16 protein-coding genes are annotated in these 20,131 nt (G+C 30.1%); 9 read left to right on the forward strand and 7 right to left on the reverse strand.

What is annotated here, in order from left to right:
* Nucleotides 1–91: 91 nt before the first annotated feature.
* Both ettA and CX675_RS03950 read right to left on the reverse strand, forming a co-directional pair.
* Entirely contained in the window at nucleotides 92–1,786 is a 1,695-nt protein-coding gene (gene ettA / locus CX675_RS03945; RefSeq protein WP_130733914.1) for an energy-dependent translational throttle protein EttA, read from the reverse strand.
* A gap of 40 nt (nucleotides 1,787–1,826) precedes the next feature.
* A complete protein-coding gene (locus tag CX675_RS03950; protein ID WP_008258152.1) occupies nucleotides 1,827–2,009 on the reverse strand; it encodes a CAL67264 family membrane protein in 183 nt (60 codons plus the stop codon).
* 356 nt (nucleotides 2,010–2,365) lie between these two features.
* Between CX675_RS03950 and CX675_RS03955 the strand changes: the two genes are divergently transcribed.
* The 4 genes from CX675_RS03955 to CX675_RS03970 all read left to right on the forward strand — a co-directional run bounded on the left by CX675_RS03955 (nucleotide 2,366) and on the right by CX675_RS03970 (nucleotide 9,116).
* The gene (locus CX675_RS03955; RefSeq protein ID WP_130733915.1) at nucleotides 2,366–5,440 is read left to right on the forward strand and encodes a gliding motility-associated C-terminal domain-containing protein; all 3,075 of its coding nucleotides are present in this window, start codon (nucleotides 2,366–2,368) and stop codon (nucleotides 5,438–5,440) included.
* A gap of 39 nt (nucleotides 5,441–5,479) precedes the next feature.
* Nucleotides 5,480–6,412, forward strand: coding sequence for a type IX secretion system membrane protein PorP/SprF (locus CX675_RS03960; RefSeq protein WP_130733916.1), 933 nt, complete (start codon nucleotides 5,480–5,482; stop codon nucleotides 6,410–6,412).
* 10 nt (nucleotides 6,413–6,422) lie between these two features.
* On the forward strand, nucleotides 6,423–8,375 hold the full coding sequence (locus CX675_RS03965; protein ID WP_130733917.1) for an OmpA family protein: 1,953 nt from the start codon (nucleotides 6,423–6,425) through the stop codon (nucleotides 8,373–8,375).
* Between the two features lie 84 nt (nucleotides 8,376–8,459).
* The gene (locus CX675_RS03970; RefSeq protein WP_130733918.1) at nucleotides 8,460–9,116 is read left to right on the forward strand and encodes a hypothetical protein; all 657 of its coding nucleotides are present in this window, start codon (nucleotides 8,460–8,462) and stop codon (nucleotides 9,114–9,116) included.
* Here CX675_RS03970 and holA read toward each other — a convergent pair whose 3' ends face one another.
* A complete protein-coding gene (gene holA, locus CX675_RS03975) occupies nucleotides 9,117–10,121 on the reverse strand; it encodes a DNA polymerase III subunit delta (RefSeq protein WP_130733919.1) in 1,005 nt (334 codons plus the stop codon).
* A gap of 65 nt (nucleotides 10,122–10,186) precedes the next feature.
* Between holA and CX675_RS03980 the strand changes: the two genes are divergently transcribed.
* The 4 genes from CX675_RS03980 to CX675_RS03995 all read left to right on the forward strand — a co-directional run bounded on the left by CX675_RS03980 (nucleotide 10,187) and on the right by CX675_RS03995 (nucleotide 13,422).
* Nucleotides 10,187–10,642 carry a type I restriction enzyme HsdR N-terminal domain-containing protein gene (locus CX675_RS03980; protein ID WP_130733920.1) on the forward strand — a complete coding sequence of 152 codons (456 nt, stop codon included), beginning with the start codon at nucleotides 10,187–10,189 and terminating at the stop codon, nucleotides 10,640–10,642.
* A 133-nt stretch (nucleotides 10,643–10,775) separates the two neighbouring features.
* Complete coding sequence (locus CX675_RS03985) at nucleotides 10,776–11,771, forward strand: glycosyltransferase family 2 protein (protein ID WP_130733921.1); 996 nt, start codon at nucleotides 10,776–10,778, stop codon at nucleotides 11,769–11,771.
* 72 nt (nucleotides 11,772–11,843) lie between these two features.
* The gene (locus tag CX675_RS03990; protein WP_130733922.1) at nucleotides 11,844–12,686 is read left to right on the forward strand and encodes an OmpA family protein; all 843 of its coding nucleotides are present in this window, start codon (nucleotides 11,844–11,846) and stop codon (nucleotides 12,684–12,686) included.
* A gap of 160 nt (nucleotides 12,687–12,846) precedes the next feature.
* Entirely contained in the window at nucleotides 12,847–13,422 is a 576-nt protein-coding gene (locus tag CX675_RS03995) for a chalcone isomerase family protein (RefSeq protein ID WP_130733923.1), read from the forward strand.
* A 51-nt stretch (nucleotides 13,423–13,473) separates the two neighbouring features.
* Here CX675_RS03995 and CX675_RS04000 read toward each other — a convergent pair whose 3' ends face one another.
* Genes CX675_RS04000 through CX675_RS04010 form a run of 3 tightly spaced genes read right to left on the reverse strand, consistent with a single transcriptional unit; the run spans nucleotide 13,474 to nucleotide 17,492 of the window.
* Nucleotides 13,474–14,496 (reverse strand): carboxypeptidase-like regulatory domain-containing protein, encoded by a 1,023-nt coding sequence (locus tag CX675_RS04000; protein WP_130733924.1) that lies wholly within the window; start codon nucleotides 14,494–14,496, stop codon nucleotides 13,474–13,476.
* Nucleotides 14,497–14,498: 2 nt separating this feature from the next.
* Nucleotides 14,499–15,119 (reverse strand): L-threonylcarbamoyladenylate synthase, encoded by a 621-nt coding sequence (locus tag CX675_RS04005; protein WP_130733925.1) that lies wholly within the window; start codon nucleotides 15,117–15,119, stop codon nucleotides 14,499–14,501.
* 39 nt (nucleotides 15,120–15,158) lie between these two features.
* Nucleotides 15,159–17,492: an ATP-dependent helicase gene (locus CX675_RS04010; RefSeq protein WP_130733976.1), complete on the reverse strand. Its 2,334-nt coding sequence runs from the start codon at nucleotides 17,490–17,492 to the stop codon at nucleotides 15,159–15,161.
* 279 nt (nucleotides 17,493–17,771) lie between these two features.
* Here CX675_RS04010 and CX675_RS04015 point away from each other — a divergent pair, with 279 nt between their 5' ends.
* A complete protein-coding gene (locus tag CX675_RS04015; protein WP_130733926.1) occupies nucleotides 17,772–18,293 on the forward strand; it encodes a hypothetical protein in 522 nt (173 codons plus the stop codon).
* Nucleotides 18,294–18,347: 54 nt separating this feature from the next.
* Here CX675_RS04015 and CX675_RS04020 read toward each other — a convergent pair whose 3' ends face one another.
* The gene (locus CX675_RS04020) at nucleotides 18,348–20,096 is read right to left on the reverse strand and encodes a hypothetical protein (RefSeq protein ID WP_165395968.1); all 1,749 of its coding nucleotides are present in this window, start codon (nucleotides 20,094–20,096) and stop codon (nucleotides 18,348–18,350) included.
* Between the last annotated feature and the right edge of the window lie 35 nt (nucleotides 20,097–20,131).

Below are 20,131 nucleotides of genomic sequence, written 5' to 3' on the forward strand. Positions count from 1 at the left end.
TAAAAATAAGATTAGTAATAGTCATAAAAAAACCTACTTCAAAATGAAATAGGTTTTCTATATTATTGATTAAAAAAGGAAAAGTACATTTTTAATTTCGAATCAATTTTTTATATTTAATTCGAGTAGGCGTTACCTCTTTTCCTAAACGTTTCTTCTTATTTTCCTCATATTCTGAAAAACTTCCTTCAAAGAAATAAACTTGAGATTCTCCTTCAAAAGCTAAAATATGGGTACAAACTCTATCTAAAAACCATCTGTCGTGAGAAATAATTACGGCACATCCTGCAAAGTTTTCTAAACCTTCTTCTAATGCTCGTAAGGTATTGATATCTAAATCATTTGTAGGCTCATCTAATAATAAAACGTTGCCTTCTTCTTTCAAGGTCATGGCTAAATGCAAACGGTTTCTTTCACCACCAGATAAGGTTGCCACTTTTTTGTTTTGATCGCTACCTCCAAAATTAAAACGGGATAAATACGCTCTAGAATTTACTTGTCTTCCACCCATCATCATTAATTCTTGACCATCACAGAAATTTTCATAAATAGATTTTTCGGGGTTAATATCACTATGCGACTGATCTACATAGGCGATTTTAACAGTATCTCCTATTTTAAAGCTACCACCATCTGGCTTTTCTTCATCCATAATCATTTTAAAAATGGTAGATTTACCAGCTCCATTCGGTCCAATAATACCTACAATGCCTGCTTGAGGTAATGTAAAATTTAAATTATCATATAGTAATTTATCTCCAAATGCTTTAGCAACATTTTGAGCTTCAATAACATTGGTTCCTAAGCGTGGGCCATTTGGAATATAAATTTCTAATTTCTCTTCTAGCACTTTTTGATCTTCATTTAATAACCGATCATAATTTTGCAAACGTGCTTTTTGCTTTGTTTGTCTTCCCTTTGCTCCTTGTCTAACCCAGTCTAACTCACGTTCTAAGGTTTTTCTTCTTTTTGAAGCCACCTTCTCTTCTTGTTCCATACGTTTAGACTTTTGATCTAGCCAAGAAGAATAATTTCCTTTCCAAGGAATACCTTCTCCTCTATCTAATTCTAAAATCCAACCTGCAACATTATCCAAGAAATAACGGTCGTGTGTTACTGCAATTACTGTTCCAGCATATTGCTGTAAATGTTGCTCTAACCAAAGTACAGATTCAGCATCCAAGTGGTTAGTTGGCTCATCTAATAACAACACATCTGGTTGTTGTAATAATAAACGACAAAGTGCAACACGTCTTCTTTCTCCTCCTGATAAAAACTGAATTGGAGTATTAGCTTCTGGAGTACGAAGTGCATCCATGGCTACTTCTAGTTTGTTGTCTATCTCCCAAGCTCCAGCAGCATCAATTTTGTCTTGTAGTTCTGCCTGACGATCCATTAATTTTTGCATCTTATCTGCATCTTCATATACTTCTGGCAAACCAAAACTATCATTTATTTTATTAAACTCATCTAATAAATTATAAATTTCTGCCGCACCTTCTCTTACAATTTCAATAACTGTTTTAGTTTCGTCTAATTGTGGTTCCTGTTCTAAATACCCTACAGTATAACCAGGGGCAAAAACTAAATCTCCTTGAAAGTTTTTGTCTAAACCAGCAATAATCTTTAATAATGAAGATTTACCAGAACCATTAAGACCTAAAATACCAATTTTAGCTCCATAGAAGAAACTTAAATAGATGTCTTTTAAAACTTGTTTATTTGTACTAGAGTAAATTTTATTTACTTTAGACATTGAAAAAATTACTTTCTTATCGTCTGACATATATATTGTTTGTTACTTAATTTTTGTTTTTGAAATAGACTTATACTCTTCCTTTTAATGCATTAAAAACCCAAGCAATAGCAAAAAAACCAACTCCTACTGCTGAAAAACCCCATCCTGCTACATCAGCATAGCGGTAAATACCTAAACCAATTAATAATAATCCCATAAGTATCATAATAAATGTAGCCCAAGCTAATACTGTATTTTTATTCATTCCCATTTTATACTTTTTTAAATTTGAGGATAGCAAATATACAAAATCTATCAAAAATATAATTAATTATAATTTTCAATACAATATTTCTTACAAAATACAGGTGAATTTATATATCTTTTATTTTTTTAACATTTTTTACAGTAAAACAACAAGTGTTTTAACAATAATTTTTGTAAATTTACAAAACAGGCAAAAAAACAAAAACATTTCTTTACAACTATCTGTAATAAAATACTGTAGTTTCTTTATGATTCTTTTCATATCTAAACTTCAAGTACAAAAAGCTTTTTTTCAATAATTTATATTATTTGGGGAAAGCATAATCGATTAATTGATTTATTAATTTATTATAGACAGTTATGAAAAAAAACTACATCCAAACCAGTCTAGAAAAATGGACATTTATTCCGCTATTCCTTTTTCTATTTTCCATTAGTGTTTCAAACGCACAATCTGTTATTTATGCGCAAAACATTGTTTCTGAAAGCAATGTTGATAATAGCGCAAATGCTATTGACCAAAACCAAAGTACCTTTGCAGTAGTTAGAGCAAGTACAGGAATTGCTGTAGGTATTGGTAGTTACTCTGGTCATATTGAACTAGAATTTCCAACAACCTTACATGCTAATACAACTACTTTTGTTAAAGTAGAAGCTGAGGATAATTTGTTTGATGTTTTACTAGGGGGAAGTTTAGGTAATTTACTGTCTGATGTTTTAGGAATTGTAATTATTGGTAACCAAGAATTTACTATTCAAGCTAAATTAGATAATACAGTTATACAAACCGGAAATTCACAAATTGTAAATGATTTTGCAAGTCCTAATCTAAAAGTAGTTATTAATGCTGCGGGCGAACATTTCATAGCTATTACCCCAAATGCTGACTATAATAGAATTCGTTTAACCAATAGAGTTGGTTCTTTATTAGGTTTAAACAATGTTAAAGAGCTTCATGTTTATGGCGCTTTTTATATGGATGAAACTTCTGAATGTGGTAGACCTTTATATACTTCCTATGATGGTAACGGTCTTAATCTCGATTTAATAAATCTTGCTGGAGCCGGAGTTGATAATCCTGAATATGCAATTGATACAGATATAAATTCCTATTCTGAACTAAGTTTAGGTGTATTAAGTGTTGCAGCATCAATTGAGCAAGTCGTTTATTTTGGTGGTTTATCCAATACTAATGATGTTTTTAATATTAGATTAAGAGTAGATCCTTCCTTATTAGCAATTGGTGTGGCCAATAATATTAATATTACTGCTTATGATGGTACTACTGTAGCAAGTTCCATAAATTTAAATAGTCTTTTAAATCTGGAGCTCATTAATTTAATGCAGAGTAATCAAATAGTAACTATTCCATACACACCTGGAATGCCTGTTGATCGAATTATGCTACGATACACCTCTTTATTAAATACCACAATCTTCCAAAAACTAGATTTATATGATATTGAAAGAGTACCTCCTGCTCCAACAATTGATGCCAATTCGCAAAACGTAGCAATTTGTGCTGGAAATATTGCCAATTTAGTAGCTTATGCAGATCCAAATACATTACAATTATATTGGTATGATGTACCTAATGGTGGCACACCTATAGCTATTGTAAATTCAGGAGAAGCATTTACAACTCCAGTTTTAACAACAACAACTAGCTTTTATGTTGCTGCAAGAAATCCAAACTGTAATGAAGAATCACAAAGAGTTGAAGTTGTTGTTACTGTTAACCAAACCCCTACAGCAAACGATATTGATGTGAGTGGTGCTGAAAATGCAATTTGTGCTATAGATGAAGTTGTTTTAACACCATCAAGTACTACCGTTTCAGGAACTTTTAATTGGTATTTTGATGCCAATGCAACTACAGAAATCACAAATGGATTAGTGGTGGGTAATATTTCTTACGCAATTGACTCTAATGGTGTTTTAACTATTACTGGATTAAACATTACAGATAGTCCAGCCACATATTATGTAAGTATTACAGATGCAACAACTTCCTGTTCAAATGCTCCAGGAGATTTAAAAGGAGTAACAATTACTATTACAGATGAGGCGACACCAACAACTAATAATTCCACACAAGAATTTTGTCTTTTATCCAATGCAACTATTAATGATATTCAAGTAAATGAATCTCCAATTAATTGGTATGCAACATTAACTGGCGGTACTCCTTTAGATCCAAGTACATCATTAACTAATAATACTACTTATTATGCCGCTTTTGTAGGCGCAACATGTGAAAGTAGTATCCGTCTTGAAGTTACAGTAATGATTAGTGATGAAATGACACCAACAACTAATAATACAACACAAGAGTTTTGTAATTCTCAAAATGCAACTGTAAATGATTTACAGGTAAATGAGTCACCTGTAAACTGGTATGCTACTCCTACTGGTGGTACACCTTTAGCTACAACAACATTACTTACTGATAATACAACATATTATGCGGCTTTAGTAGGTGCAGCTTGTGAAAGTAGTGTTCGTTTAGAAGTTACCGTTAATTTAACAACTGACAGTCAAGCAAGTATAAGTGGAGACTTTGCAAATGTTTGCTACAGCAATGAGTATACCTATACTACAGAAAGTAGCATGAGTGATTATCAGTGGACAGTAACAGGAGGAACAATAACTGCCGGTGGTAGTGTGTCATCTGATTTTGTTACTGTAAATTGGAATCAAACTACTGTTGGTAATGTTAGTGTTAGCTATTCTAGTCCATCACTTTGTAATGGTACTGCTTCATTTTCACAAGATATCACAATAAATAGTTGTTCCGATATTACAATAACTAAAGTCGCAGATAACGCTATCGTAGCTATAGGTGAAACCGTTGTATTTACCATCACAGTTCATAATAATGGGATATCTAATATTAATGATATACAAGTTTCTGAAAATCTTCCTTCTGGTTATACTTATGTGTCTAATACAACTACTAATGGGAATTATAATATTTCTACGGGAATTTGGACCATAGACAGTTTACTTGCAAACCAAAGTGCTGTTTTACAAGTAACAGTTACTGTAAACGCGAGTGGTAATTACACGAATACTGCATCAATTATAGATTCTGATCCATTAGATACAGATTTAGACAATAATAATGCAACTGCAGAAGTAGAAGTTTCTTGCTTAATCGTTTACAATGAATTCTCGCCTAATAATGATGGTCAGAATGAACATTTTATAATTGATTGTATTGAGAAATATCCTAATAATAAACTAGAAGTATTTAATAGATATGGCAATATTGTTTATGAAACTAGTTCGTATAAAAATACTTGGAATGGTGTTGCTAATGTAAGTGGTGTTGTAAATCAAGGTGAAACCTTACCAGTAGGAACCTATTTCTACACTTTAAAAATAGACGATTTAAATATGACGCAATCGGGTTGGCTATACATTGCTAAATAAATCCTTTCTATAATTCAACAAACAAAATCTACTTCGTTTATGAAAAAAAATTATAAAATCTTTATAAAGACACTTCCTGTAGTATTGTTTTCGCTCACTTTTTTTATCACGTTTGGGCAACAACAACCTCAATATACGCAATATATGTATAATACTATAAGTATTAATTCGGGATATACTGGCACGAGTACAAACCTTGAAGCCGTTTTATTGCATCGATCACAATGGGTAGGTATTGATGGAGCTCCTACTACACAATCGCTTGGTATACATGGAAAAATTGGTGATTATACCGGTTTAGGCTTAAGTGTTATTAATGACAAAATTGGTCCTCAAAGTCAGCAATATTTTAATGCAAGTTTTGCCTACAGAATACAATTAAGCGAAAGTACTACACTCTCGCTCGGTATTAATGGAGGGATGAATTTATTAAATATAGATTGGTCTAAAGGAACCTATAAAATGGCAACTGATAATGCTTTTAACAATAATATCAATAATAATATCAGATTAATTTTTGGAACTGGAGGTTTTTTATATCATGAAAATTGGTATGTAGGTCTTTCTATCCCAAACTTTATCATTTCTGAATCATATGATGACATTCAAGAATCAGTAATAAGAAGACGAACACATTATTTTGTACAAGGTGGTTATGTTTTTAACGTATCTCCTAAAATAAAATTTAAACCTGCCTTTTTAGCAAAAATTGTAGAAGGTTCCTCTGTTACTTATGATGGTTCTTTAAATTTCCTTTTATATGAAAAGTTAACTTTAGGTGCTGGTTACCGATTTACAGATGCTGTTTCTGGACTAGTCGGTTTTCAAATAACCAATTCTATTTTTGCGGGTTATGCCTATGACCGATCTGTAACTGATTTACAAAAATACAATGATGGTTCTCATGAAATTATATTCAAATTTAATTTAAACGGAAAAGCGAAACTAGCTCGTTCGCCAAGATTCTTCTAAAAAAAACATTATGAAAAAAATATTCCAATTCTCAGTTCTAGTATTTAGTTTTTGTGTGTTTTCGCAATCTAATTTAGAAAAAGCAACAAACTATTACAATACAATGCAGTATAAAAAGGCAATCGAATCGTATCAAAAAGTCATTGAAAAAGAAGACGTTAAAAGCCATGAGACAATTTTTAGAATTGCCAATAGTTATTTTTATATTAATGATTATCAAAACGCTAAGAAGTGGTTTGATAAAGTATATGAAATTCAACAAAAGACAATGGCCGAAGTTAACTTTCTAAAATATATAGAATGTTTAAAAGCAAACAGAGATAATGAAACGGCTAATAAAATATTAAAAGAATATTACAGCGATAATCCTAAAAAATTAAAAACATTAGCTTTTCAAAAAAGAAACTTAGATAGTATTAACAGTGAGAAATCACTTTATACTGTTAAAAACCTTTCTATCAATACACCTATGTCCGACTTTGGTGCAGTAAAATATGGTCCCAATAAAATTATTTTTTATTCTACCAGAGACACCGCTAAAATGAATGTGAAGATATATTCTTGGAATGAACAACCTTACTTAAATACTTATGTAGCAGAAAAAAATCTTTCTACGGGAGAAATAACCAATGTACAACCTTTTCTAGAAAATCTAAATTCTAATTATCATGAAGCTACTGTTGCATTTTCAAATGATTTAGAAAAAATATATTTTACCTCTAATTATTTAAAAAAGAACAAAATTAAAATAAATAGAGAAGGTTGTTCTAATATGAAAATTTTAAGAGGTGTAATAAAAGATGATAATATTATTAAAACTGAAGTTTTAAAATTTAATGACGAAAAATATTCTTTCGCACATCCTGCTTTATGTGATCAAGGAAAATATCTATTCTTTGTTTCTGATATGCCAGGTGGTTATGGCTGTACTGATATTTATTATGCAGAAATATTTGAAGATGGTACAATAAACACTCCTGTTAATGCGGGTCCAATGGTTAATACTGCTGGAAGAGAAATGTTCCCTTATTTTACAGATAATACGTTATACTTTTCATCGGATGGCCATTTTGGAATGGGAGGCTTAGATATATTTGAAGCCAAAGTAGGTCCAAACGCAACTTTTTCAACACCACTTAATCTGGGTGAGCCCATTAATAGTAATATGGATGATTTTTCTTTTACCTATGATATTACTGAAAACACAGGCTATTTCTCATCAAATAGAGCTATGGGAAAAGGAGATGACGACATCTATTATTTTATAAAGCAAAAACCAGAAAAATACCAAATATATGCTGGTAATGTTTTAGATGAAACCACTAAATTACCCATTCCTTTTGCTGATGTAAAAGTAATTGATGCTTTTGGTGATACCGTTCAAACCTTGCAAACTGATACGGTTGGTTTTTACGAATTAAAATTACCATGTGATTCTGAATTTGTAATAAATTTCTCAAAACCCGATTATAATTCCAAAAATATAACCGTAAAAACCGATAGCACTCCTTTAAAAGAAATGAAAAATAATATTGTTTATTTAGTAAATTATAACAATCTAGTGGTTAAAGAAGGGGATATTGAAAAAGTTAAAATTAATCCTATTTATTTTGACTTAGATAAATATGACATAACTGCTAGAGCAGAAATTGAACTAGATAAAGTGTATTATTTAATGAATGAATTTCCAAATGTTATTATTAAAATTGAATCACATACCGATTCTAGAGGTTCAGATTTACACAATTTAACACTTTCAGACAATAGAGCTAAAGCCACGCAAACTTATCTATTATCTAAAGGTATTTCTCCTACCAGAATTGTCGATGCTAGAGGATATGGAGAAACTCGATTAAAAGTAAATTGTCCAAATGGTGTTAAATGTACCGAAGAACAACATGCTATTAATAGACGTTCCGACTTTATAATAATTAATGAATCCAATGCTATAAGTTATAAGTAAAAACGGTCTATAATTTTCTCGAGTAGAATTTTAATTAACTATTGTTATTAGCCATTACCCTAGTATTAATTTAATTCTTTTATTATGAGAAATTATTTACTGTTACTTACAACACTTTTTTTAAGCTATTTACCAAGTTTGGCTCAAGTTGGTATTAATGAAACAGAACCTAAAGCAACTCTTCATATAAACGGAGATGCCATAATCGAATCAGTTCCAAAGTTATCTACTCCACTACAAAAAATTATTACATTAAACGCATCAAATAACCGAATTGAATATGTTGAAGCAGAAAAATCTTTTGTAAAGGGTTTTGGAGGAGCTGGATTTTCAGTTCTTGGAACAACTTTAATTAGTGGATGGAACCAAATATCATTTCCTAATTTAGAATTTGATGAAAATGCAGATTATAATACTACAAATCAATATTTTGTTGCTCCCATGAATGGTATATATAATGTAGCTGTATATGTAAAAATGACATCATTAGTCAATGTATCTAATTTAGGTGTGGGTATTTTTAAATATACTGGTGGAACTACCACTCTTATTGCAGACGAATCGTATGAATCGTTATCAGTTACTATTTTAGGTATTGGTGTTACTTCTCCACCAGTTAGAAATACACAAACACTAGTGAAACTAAATACTGGAGATCGTATTTATTTTGGAATTAGATCTAGTAATTTAGTCGTTTTTAATAATGCTGAAGCACAGTTTTCAATATTTCAAGTTAAATAACTAATTAAAAATCTTAATTAACATTTCCTTTAAAAGATCGTGTTGAGAAATTGAATTTGCCCCTACTCCTTTACTTTTTACGTCTATATCACGTAAGGAAGATACTATTGCGCTTACTTTTTTCATTGGATAATTACGAATAGCTACATCATAATCGGAGACAAAAAAAGGATTTATCTTTAAAACTCTAGCTACATTTGCTTTCGATTTATCTTTTAAACCATGATACTGCAATAATTGAGAGAAAAAACCAAAAACTAAACCCGTTGTTACCACAATAGGATTATCTTTTGGGTTCTGTGAAAAAAAAGCAATAATTTGATAAGCTTTTAATTGATTTTTTTCTCCTATCGCTTTTCGAAGTTCGAAATTATTGTAATCCTTACTAATTCCAATATTTTCTTCAATGTCTTTTGCGGTTATTGTATGTCCTTGAGGAAGAATAATTTTTAACTTATCCAGTTCATTACTAATTTTCGATAAATCGGTACCTAAAAATTCTACTAGCATAGCAGCCGCTTTGGGTTCTATAGCATATTTTTGACCTGCTAATACTCTTTTAATCCAATCACCTACTTGATTTTCGTATAATTTTTTACTTTCGAAAACAACGCCTGTTTTACCCAATAGTTTGGTTACTTTTTTTCTTTTATCTAACGTTTTGTATTTATATGCAAAAACCAAAACTGTAGTAGGTTGCGGATTTTCAGCATACGCTTCTAATTTATCAATATTTCTAGATAACTCTTGGGCTTCTTTTACCACTACTACTTGTCTTTCCGCCATCATAGGATAGCGTTTAGCATTGGATACAATATCTTCTATAGAAGTATCTCTACCATATAAAACCACTTGGTTAAAACCTTTTTCATCTTCCGTTAATACATTATCTTCAATATATTCCGTTAATTTATCAATATAATAAGGTTCTTCACCCATGAAGAAATAAATAGGTTTAAAATTTCCCGATTTAATTTCTTTTATAATTTGTAAGACTTCATCCATAGTTTTGTTGTATTCTATAATGCAAGTAGTGTTGGCTTTTTATTTTATTTAGCTAATTTTGTACTATGATTCAATTACATTTCCCAACGTATTCCTTCCGGTTCAAAAATAGTGAAAATAAAACCTTTATTTTTGATGAAATTAGAAAAAAATTTGTGGTACTCACACCAGAAGAATGGGTACGTCAAAATACTTTACAGTATTTAATTCAGGAAAAAAAATATTCAAAATCATATATTAATGTAGAAAAATTAGTAAAAGTAAACGGCATAAACAAGCGATATGATATAGTTGTTTTTAATTCTGATGGAACTATTTTTTTATTAATTGAATGCAAAGCACCAGAAGTTCCAATTTCCCAGCTCACTTTTGATCAAATCGCTCGCTATAATTTAGTTTTAAAAGCTAGCTATTTAATGGTTACCAATGGACTAAATCATTATTTTTGTCAAATGGATTTTGAAAATGAAAAATATCGTTTTCTAAAAGAATTACCACATTATAATACCTCAAAACTTTGAATGAAATAGATAATATAATTGAACGAAAAAGTCAAATAAAAACAAAAAAATCAACCTGAGAAACAACCCTACTTATACATTCATTTTTGGGTTAATAACATTATTAAAATATTTAATTTTTCAATTTTTATAAATGAAAAAAATAGCCGTAGTTATCTTAAATTGGAACGGAGTCGATTTACTGAGACAATTTTTACCAAGCGTACTTCAATATTCTGAAGAAGCAACGATTTATGTTGTAGATAATGCTTCAATTGATGATTCAATTTCCGTTTTAAAAAATGAATTTCCAGATGTTCAGATAGTTGAAAACAAAGGTAATTATGGCTTTGCTAAAGGCTATAATGAAGGATTGCAAAATATAAAAGAAGCCTATTTAGCCTTAGTAAATAGTGATATTGAAGTAACAGAAAACTGGTTGCAACCTATTACTAATTTATTTGAGGAAGAACCAGAAACAGCTATTATTCAGCCTAAAATTTTGGATTTTAAAAACAAAGCTTATTTTGAATATGCTGGTGCAGCTGGTGGCTTTATAGATAAATTTGGTTATCCTTTTTGTAGAGGTCGTATTTTTGATTGCGTAGAAAAAGACGAAGGACAATACGATTCAGAAAGAAATATTTTTTGGGCATCTGGTGCTTGTTTTTTTATTAGAAATAAAGTGTATCAAGAATTAAAGGGTTTTGATGAAGATTTTTTTGCTCATCAAGAAGAAATTGATTTGTGTTGGAGGGCTTTTAACACAGGTTACATTGTAAAATATACACCTCAATCAGTAGTTTATCATGTAGGTGGAGCGACTTTAGCTGCAACAAACCCGAAAAAAACCTATTTAAATTTTAGGAATTCTCTCTTTATGCTTACCAAGAATTTGCCCCAAAATAAATTATTCTCAATTCTATTTTTAAGATTAGTTTTAGATGGAATAGCTGGGATACAATTTTTATGCAAAGGCAAACTCAAACATTTTGTATCTATCTTACGTGCTCATTTTCATTTTTATAGCCATCTAAAACATAATTATAAAAAAAGAAAAACCAAAAATAAGAGCGATTATTATGCAATATCTTCTATAGTAATCCGTTTTTTTATTAAAAAACAACACTTTTTCAGCAAATTATTTTAACAATAGTTTAGCTATATTTATTTTAATATTACACAAAATTGTGATTAATTTTGTACAAAAATAATTGAAATTATGAAAAAAATAACAGTAGTTGCTACCGTATTAATGCTAACACTTTCGTCGTGTGTATCGAAAAAGAAATTTACAGAACTGGAGAATAAAAACAAAGAAATCCAAGATCTGTTAAATACTGCAACAGTTAAATTAAATAATTGTTTGACTGAAAAAGCTGCCATGGGTGATCAGTTAGATTATTTGAAAAAGAATAATGCTGATTTAATTAACAGTTCGAAGGAGTTAACTGTGTTAACCACTAAAGGAGCAGAAAATTTAGAAAAATCTTTAGAAAGCTTAAAAGAGAAAGATTTAAAAATATCGAGATTACAAGATGCTTTGTCTAAAAAAGACAGTGTAACTTTAGCTTTAGTTACTAGTTTGAAAAAAGAAGTTGGTTTGAATGACCCAGATATCAATGTAAATGTTGAAAAAGGAGTGGTTTTCATTTCTATTGCTGATAATCTTTTATTCAAATCTGGAAGCTATGAAGTAAGTCCTGGAGCTAAATCTGTTCTAGCTAAAGTAGCTAAAGTAATTAACAGTAAGCCCGATTTTGAATGTATGGTTGAAGGACATACTGATAATGTGCCAATTAAAAATGCTGTATTATTAGACAACTGGGATTTATCAGTTAAGAGAGCTACATCAATTGTAAGAGTTTTACAAAATGATTTAGGTGTTGATCCAAAACAATTAATACCAGCAGGTAGAAGTTTCTATATTCCATTGGTAGAAAATGATACTCCAGATAATCGTGCAAAAAATAGAAGAACAAAAATCATCATTTTACCAAAAATCGATCAATTTTATGATATGATTGAAAAAGAAATGAAAAATTTAAGCGGAGATAAAAAATAAAAACATCAAAAGTATTGAAAAAAGCATGGTAAGTTTTATCATGCTTTTTTTTTGGCATCAATTTTGTAACTAACATGTTAAGAAAAATTATTTTTTTAATTAAAAAAATGTTATCTTTATTATTAATTAATTAGTTTTGTAATCCCAAATTTTGAAATTTATGAAAAAAATTATTTTGTTATTAGCTTTTCTTGTGAGCTATTCATCTTTTTCTCAAGATGAATTAGATGTTGACGGAATCAAAATTAAGAAACACATTAAAGTAAGAGATTCTGGTGGTAAGACTAAATTAGTTCTTAACGGTTATGGAATTAGAGATAAAATGTGGATTAATTTATATGTTCAAGCATTATATCTAACTGAAAAATCTGATGATCCAAAAAAGATTTTAGACTCTGATGAAACTATAGCTACAAGATTATATGTAACTTCTTCTTTGGTAACTAGAGAAAAACTAATTAAAGCAATTGAAGAAGGGATTGAAAAATCATATCAAAGTGAAATTGAACCTCTTAGAGAGAGAATGCATAAATTTATGTCTTTCTTCGAAAACGTTACAGAAAAAGGATATCTAGAATTTGTATATTCTAAAGAAGATGTTAAAACCTATGTTTTTATAAATGATAAACTAACTGGAGAAATTGAAGGGTTAGATTTTAGAAAAGCGTTATTTGGTATCTGGTTAGAAGATCGATGTGTAGATAGAACCTTAAAGAAAAGATTATTAGGAAAATAATTTTATTAAATATAGTATAAAAAAGCTTCTCAAACAATTGAGAAGTTTTTTTTATAAACCATAATCAGAAGGTAATAAATCCCCTATTTTTCTTTTGGTAATATCACCAGAAAAGTAAATGGCGTTATAATTTGAAAATAGACCAAATCTATCTACAAAAAAAGTATCCGTAAAGAAACTTATTTTTGATTGTTCTTTATTATCATATAGAATACTAAATTCAGCCACAAACCCTTTTTTAGTAAGACTTTTATTTTGTTTAGTAACATCTACTCTATAGAAAGCATTATTTTTATCTTTAGAAATTACAAAATGCTCGTCTGGATTAGTGATAAAACTTCCTTCAAATAATACAAATTCGTCTTTTCCCCATTTTTTTGCTACCAAATTCCTAAAAAAATGTAACGATGAACCTTGATAAGAAGCGACTCTTCTTTTTAAAAACTTCTTCTCATTTTCAATTGCTGTAAAAAATGAAGTTCCAGCATACAACGAACTCAGCATATCTGATGTCTTTAAACTTATCTTATAGAATTTACATTGAAAATCTACTAACTGATAATTAATTTTATAACTTAAATAGTTATTTGTTATTAATAAAGGTTTGTCTGAGTATGCCTTAAAAACAAAGTTTTTACTATCATAATCAAAATAAATCTCCTCTTCATTTTCAATAACGCAATTAGAACCTGCTTTATTAGTTCCTAAAAATTGTTCTCTAAAAAATTGAAGCATCTGTTTTCTTGAAAACGGACTTTGTTGTACAACAATTTCTTTTAATGCTTTTACTTCTTCCGATAAAATAATATTTAGTTTTTTTTGAGTGGATTCAATAGGTATATATTGCGTAATAAATCCAAAATAACTAATTACAATTACCGAATTTATTGTACTTGGTACTGTAAGTATAAAATACCCCTTATCATCTGTTGTTGTACCTATAGTTGTTCCATCAATGTAAACAGATGCACCTAATAAAGGCAATTGATTATTATCTATAACAAAACCCTCAATTGTAACTTGTGAACAAATAGTATTAACTGCAACTAAAAAAAATAAAATGACAGTTTTCATGGTTATAAGATATCTAAACTCCCTTTTCCTTCTCTAATAACTTCTGGTTCATAACCTGATAAATCTATAATGGTTGACGCTACATTATCACCATAACCACCATCAATTACAGCATCAACTTTGTGTTGCCATTTTTCAAAAATTAATTCTGGATCAGTAGAATATTCTAATACTTCGTCCTCATCTCTAATAGACGTTGATACAATAGGATTACCTAATGTTTTTACAATTTGTAACGCAATATTATTATCTGGAACACGAATACCTACTGTTTTTTTCTTACGAAATTCTTTAGGCAGCTCATTATTACCTGGTAAAATAAAAGTATAAGGTCCTGGTAGTGCTCTTTTTAAGATTTTAAATGTAGCTGTATCGATTTGCTTTATATAATCGGAAATATTACTTAAATCACTACATACAAAAGAGAAATTAGCTTTCTCTAATTTGATACCTTTAATCTTAGCAATGCGTTCCAATGCTCTAGAATTAGTAATATCACAACCTAATCCATAAACAGTATCAGTAGGATATATTACTAATCCTCCATTTTGCAATATGTTGACTACTTTTTTAATTGCAGCTTCACTAGGTTTGTCTTCGTAGATTTTAATAAATTCGGCCATGTTTGTTTGTTTATGCTTTATGTTTATAGTTTTCAGAAATTATCCAATAACTTCTAATTTGGCAAACTTTAATAATAATTTTTTCAATCCGCCTACATCAAATTTTATTTCAGCTTTTTTGTCTGCTCCTACTCCTTCAATACTCATAATTTGTCCCTTACCAAATCGTTCATGCATAACGATATTTCCAACTACTAAATTTGTATCAAATAAATTGGCATTGCCTTGTGTTTTTATTCCTGAAACTGGTTTTAATTTTCGAATGCTTTGTTTCTGATTTGATTCTGTATTTAAATGAACTGGCGGTTTACTTGAAACTGGTTTGGTTAATCTTAATTTTGATTTATCTATGTCTCCAAAAATATCGACGTCCATCATAGGTTTGTAACGATATCCACCATGATCTACTGGATTTAGGTACTCTAAATAGGAATCATCAATTTCTTCAATAAACCGAGAAGGTTCACTATCAACTAATTTCCCCCATCGATAACGAGATTGGGCATACGTTAAATAGGCTTGATGTTCAGCTCTGGTTAAAGCAACATAAAATAAGCGTCTTTCTTCTTCTAATTCACTTCGAGTGTTCAAACTCATTGCACTTGGAAACAAATCTTCCTCCAACCCTACAATAAATACATGTGGAAATTCGAGTCCTTTAGCCAAATGTATCGTCATTAAAGCCACACGATCATCATCTCCTGTATCTTTATCTAAATCGGTAGCTAAAGCAACATCTTCTAGAAATTCTGCTAAAGCACCTCTTGCTCCATCAATTTCTTTTTGACCTTCTGTAAAATCTTTTATACCATTTAATAATTCTTCAATATTTTCAATTCTTGTAATTCCTTCAGGTGTGCCATCTTTTTTTAATTCTTGAACTAAACCTGTTTTTTTGGTAACATGCTCAGTTAAATAGAATGCATCCTGATTTTCATTAATAACTTGAAAACTCTTAATCATTGTAACAAAATCTTGCAATTTTGTTCTTGTTCCAGCATTTAACTTTAGGTCAATTTTATCAATATGCTCCATTACTTCAAATATAGAGCGTTTAAAATGGTTCGCTGCTACGGTTAGCTTCTCAACTGTAGAATTTCCAATTCCTCTGGCTGGATAATTAATTACACGCACTAAAGCTTCTTCATCTTTCGGATTTATAACTAATCTAAGATAAGCCAACACATCTTTAATTTCTTTTCTTTGGTAAAAAGATAAACCGCCGTAAATACGATATGGAATGTCTCTTTTGCGTAAAGCATCTTCTATAGACCGTGACTGGGCGTTGGTACGATATAAAACAGAAAAATGACTATTCAATAATTGATTTTGCATTTTTTGTTCGAAAATAGTAGAAGCTACAAAACGCCCTTCTTCACTATCTGTTACACTACGATGCACTTTAATCTTTGGTCCATCATCATTTGCTGTCCAAACTACTTTATCTAGTTTTGTTTTATTTTTATCAATAACATTATTTGCCGCTTCAACAATGTTTTTAGAAGAACGGTAATTTTGTTCCAATCGATACATCCGTACATTATCATAATCTTTTTGGAAATTCAGAATGTTATTAATATTAGCTCCTCGGAAAGCATAAATACTTTGCGCATCATCTCCTACTACACATATATTCTGAAATCGATCTGATAAGGCTCTAACAATAAGATATTGAGAATGATTGGTATCTTGATACTCATCTACTAGAATATATCGAAAACGATCTTGGTATTTTGCTAAAACATCGGGAAAACGATTTAATAATTCATTTGTTTTGAGTAATAAATCATCAAAATCCATGGCTCCTGATTTAAAACAACGCTCTACATACTGTTGATAAATTTCACCCATTCTAGGCTTTTTGCTCATTGCATCAGCTTCTTGCAGTTCGGGATTATTAAAATAAGCCTTAACAGTAATTAAAGAATTTTTATACGATGAGATTCTTCCTAAAATTTGCTTTGGTTTATAAATGTCTTTATCCAGTTGCATTTCTTTGATAATAGAACCTATCAAACGTACTGAATCTTGCGTATCATATATCGTAAAATTAGAAGGATAGCCTAATTTTTCCGATTCTATTCTAAGAATTTTAGCAAACACAGAATGGAATGTTCCCATCCAAAGGTTTTTAGCCTCATTATTTCCTACAATATCGGCAATACGTTTTTTCATTTCACGTGCTGCTTTATTGGTAAATGTTAGTGCTAAAATATTAAACGCATCTACTCCTTGACTCATTAAATTTGCAATCCTTACGGTTAATACCCTAGTTTTACCTGATCCAGCACCCGCAATTACAATCATTGGTCCATCTTTTTGCAAAACAGGGGCTTGTTGCGCTTCGTTTAATTGGGAAATTATATTTTGTATCACGATATTTTTTATAGTTTTACGAATCTACAAAAATAAGTTTTTCCAATACAATAATCAACTGCAATACTCAATTTCAGAAAAAATCAATTCTATTCGTTTTCACAATCAATTTATTCAGTATTGCTATTTTTTATTCCTGTTGCAATTGAATTTTAATTAATATTTGGAATTTGGGAAAGTTTAGTTTTATTTTGTTCCATTAATACAGGTAATGCTAAGCTTTTAATCAAATAATTTCCTTAGCAATAGTAAATAATAGATTAGCTCCTAAACACTATGAACAGTACAAAACTTATCGAATTAGCTTTTTATACCTTACCCGCTTTAATTACAGGTGGTATAGCTTATTTCTTATTTTATTCTTTTTTTAAAAGTGAAGAAAACAGAAGACGATTTGAATTATTAAAAGAAAATCAAAAACAAGCTTTACCAATTCGTTTACAGGCATATGAACGCTTAGTATTATTATTGGAACGAATTACTCCAGCTCAATTATTATTACGTGTTAGTCCTCCTAATACCGACAAAAATGATTATGCCACTCTATTAATTCATACCATACAAACCGAATTTGAACACAATTTAACTCAGCAAATTTATACGACGGCTGCAACTTGGGACGTAATTAATAAAGCTAAAAATTCTACCATACAAATGATTCGTCAAAAATCTATATCGGAAGACGTAGCTAATGCTGAAAAGTTAAGAGAAGCCATTCTTATTGAATTAACTGAAAATGAAGCGCCTAGTACCATTGCAATACGTTACATAAAAGAAGATTTAAAGAACGTTTTTTAAATACAAAATCCCGAATTGCTTCGGGATTTTTTTTTCTTTTTCTTTTTTAAACAATTAATTATCTCTAATAACATGAATAACACCAGTTATACTATGTGTTACATTAGTAGTAGAATCTTCATATGTACCACTAAAAGTCATATCAATGTAAGTACCTACTGTTCCAAAATTACTTAAATTAAAAGAAACGGTATTTGTTGTCTGCTGACCAATATAATTAAAGTCGCCACCTTCTATTTGATACGTACTCGTCGTGTAAATACCAGGTACATTATTGTTACCCCACAAATAAAACCCTCCAGTTGTCGTTCCATTACCTTGAATACTTATGCTTAATCCATTTGGAGAATAACCAGCACTAATAGAACCAATTAGATATACCACAGGGTCGTTATCAATTTGATAGGTAATATATTCATTTACTGCTGTACAAGCGATAAGGTTACCAATATTAGTTACAGGAGTTGTAAATGTATAAGCTATTTCTCCTGAAGTTTGTAAATTAGTATAATCATATGCTTCTAATGTAAAGGTATCATTACTGCTACATACTAATGTATTAAAACTGAAGCTACCATTAGTAACGTCTGCTACTAATGTTTGATTACCATAATGTAATAAAACATAACCATCAGTTACTGCTGCATTATTACATTGTATTAATGTACCCTCTACACTTGTTTGTTGTACCATACCAGCAGTTAAGATAATATTTGGCAATACAGTATTTGAAGAAAAAGGACCAATTTGTGAGGTGTTAATTACATTTCCACAATTGTCTAACACATTCATAGTTAATGTTTCATTCGCAGGAATTAAACCACAAATTTCACCATTATTATCACTTATACCAGTTCTTGGGTAGGTTTGATTATTAGGAACTAACTCTACATGAACGTTTGCTATTGGTTCTCCATTTGGATTTACAACCGTTAAACATAAATTAACTGTTGGGAATTGTGCATCGCAATTCCACCATGAAAAATGAGATACAGTACCAATGTATTTACTGCCTAATTTAGTTGCTGAACCTTCTTCAACCCAATAACCCGCTTCTTCATCAAAATGCCATAATGGAATAATACTTGGTGATGAAGATGCTTGTGCTGGATCGATAGGCATTTCTATAGATGCTGTACCAGATAACTGTAATTTTTCGCCACCAGAACCATGTAATTCTACATTAATCATACCAAAAGTTTCTAAAACTTTAGCTTGTCCATTAGTATCTGAAGCTAATAAAGAACCTGGCATTTTTACTTCTAAATCTGTATCAGATGGATCTAAATGATGCAAGACAACACTTACTGCTCCTGAATAAGCTGTACCATCTTCTTTCTTAAAATTACCATCAAAATTAATTTTTGTTCCATTAGCTAAAGTTACATTTTCATTAGCCCCAGAATTAACAGTTCCTACAACAGTAGCACTAAGTAACATCATTTTTACTTGGTTTACTCCAGAAGTAGGAACAATAGTTCTTGAACCCATCAGATAACCTGATTTTGTGGCTTTTATATAGGCAAATTTAGATTTAACCGTAGCATTCTTTATAATAAAAATACCATTTGCATCAGTTTGTGCTTGTAATGAGCCAATACTAACCGAAACACTTTGTATTGGATTATTATTTTCATCTACAATTTGTCCCATAAAATCTCTTGAAACTGATGTTCCAAAGTCATAATTAATGGTTGTATTCGAATTTTCTTCAGGAATGTATACATCATCGTTTGTGTCACAGCTCACTAAAAGCAAAGCTGTAAAGATGATACTCGTAAGAATGAATTTTAATTTTTTCATGATAAATGTTTTTTTAAAGTTATATATAAACAAAT

Origin of the sequence: Flavobacterium sp. J27 (assembly GCF_004303025.1) — a bacterium.
Taxonomy (GTDB): domain Bacteria; phylum Bacteroidota; class Bacteroidia; order Flavobacteriales; family Flavobacteriaceae; genus Flavobacterium.

Bases quoted from the DNA above. Each gene is read 5' to 3' on its own strand.
- ettA (WP_130733914.1), bottom strand. From the start codon at position 1,786: ATGTCAGACGATAAGAAAGTAATTTTTTCAATGTCTAAAGTAAATAAA.
- CX675_RS03950 (WP_008258152.1), bottom strand. From the start codon at position 2,009: ATGGGAATGAATAAAAATACAGTATTAGCTTGGGCTACATTTATTATG.
- CX675_RS03955 (WP_130733915.1), top strand. From the start codon at position 2,366: ATGAAAAAAAACTACATCCAAACCAGTCTAGAAAAATGGACATTTATT.
- CX675_RS03960 (WP_130733916.1), top strand. From the start codon at position 5,480: ATGAAAAAAAATTATAAAATCTTTATAAAGACACTTCCTGTAGTATTG.
- CX675_RS03965 (WP_130733917.1), top strand. From the start codon at position 6,423: ATGAAAAAAATATTCCAATTCTCAGTTCTAGTATTTAGTTTTTGTGTG.
- CX675_RS03970 (WP_130733918.1), top strand. From the start codon at position 8,460: ATGAGAAATTATTTACTGTTACTTACAACACTTTTTTTAAGCTATTTA.
- holA (WP_130733919.1), bottom strand. From the start codon at position 10,121: ATGGATGAAGTCTTACAAATTATAAAAGAAATTAAATCGGGAAATTTT.
- CX675_RS03980 (WP_130733920.1), top strand. From the start codon at position 10,187: ATGATTCAATTACATTTCCCAACGTATTCCTTCCGGTTCAAAAATAGT.
- CX675_RS03985 (WP_130733921.1), top strand. From the start codon at position 10,776: ATGAAAAAAATAGCCGTAGTTATCTTAAATTGGAACGGAGTCGATTTA.
- CX675_RS03990 (WP_130733922.1), top strand. From the start codon at position 11,844: ATGAAAAAAATAACAGTAGTTGCTACCGTATTAATGCTAACACTTTCG.
- CX675_RS03995 (WP_130733923.1), top strand. From the start codon at position 12,847: ATGAAAAAAATTATTTTGTTATTAGCTTTTCTTGTGAGCTATTCATCT.
- CX675_RS04000 (WP_130733924.1), bottom strand. From the start codon at position 14,496: ATGAAAACTGTCATTTTATTTTTTTTAGTTGCAGTTAATACTATTTGT.
- CX675_RS04005 (WP_130733925.1), bottom strand. From the start codon at position 15,119: ATGGCCGAATTTATTAAAATCTACGAAGACAAACCTAGTGAAGCTGCA.
- CX675_RS04015 (WP_130733926.1), top strand. From the start codon at position 17,772: ATGAACAGTACAAAACTTATCGAATTAGCTTTTTATACCTTACCCGCT.
- CX675_RS04020 (WP_165395968.1), bottom strand. From the start codon at position 20,096: ATGAAAAAATTAAAATTCATTCTTACGAGTATCATCTTTACAGCTTTG.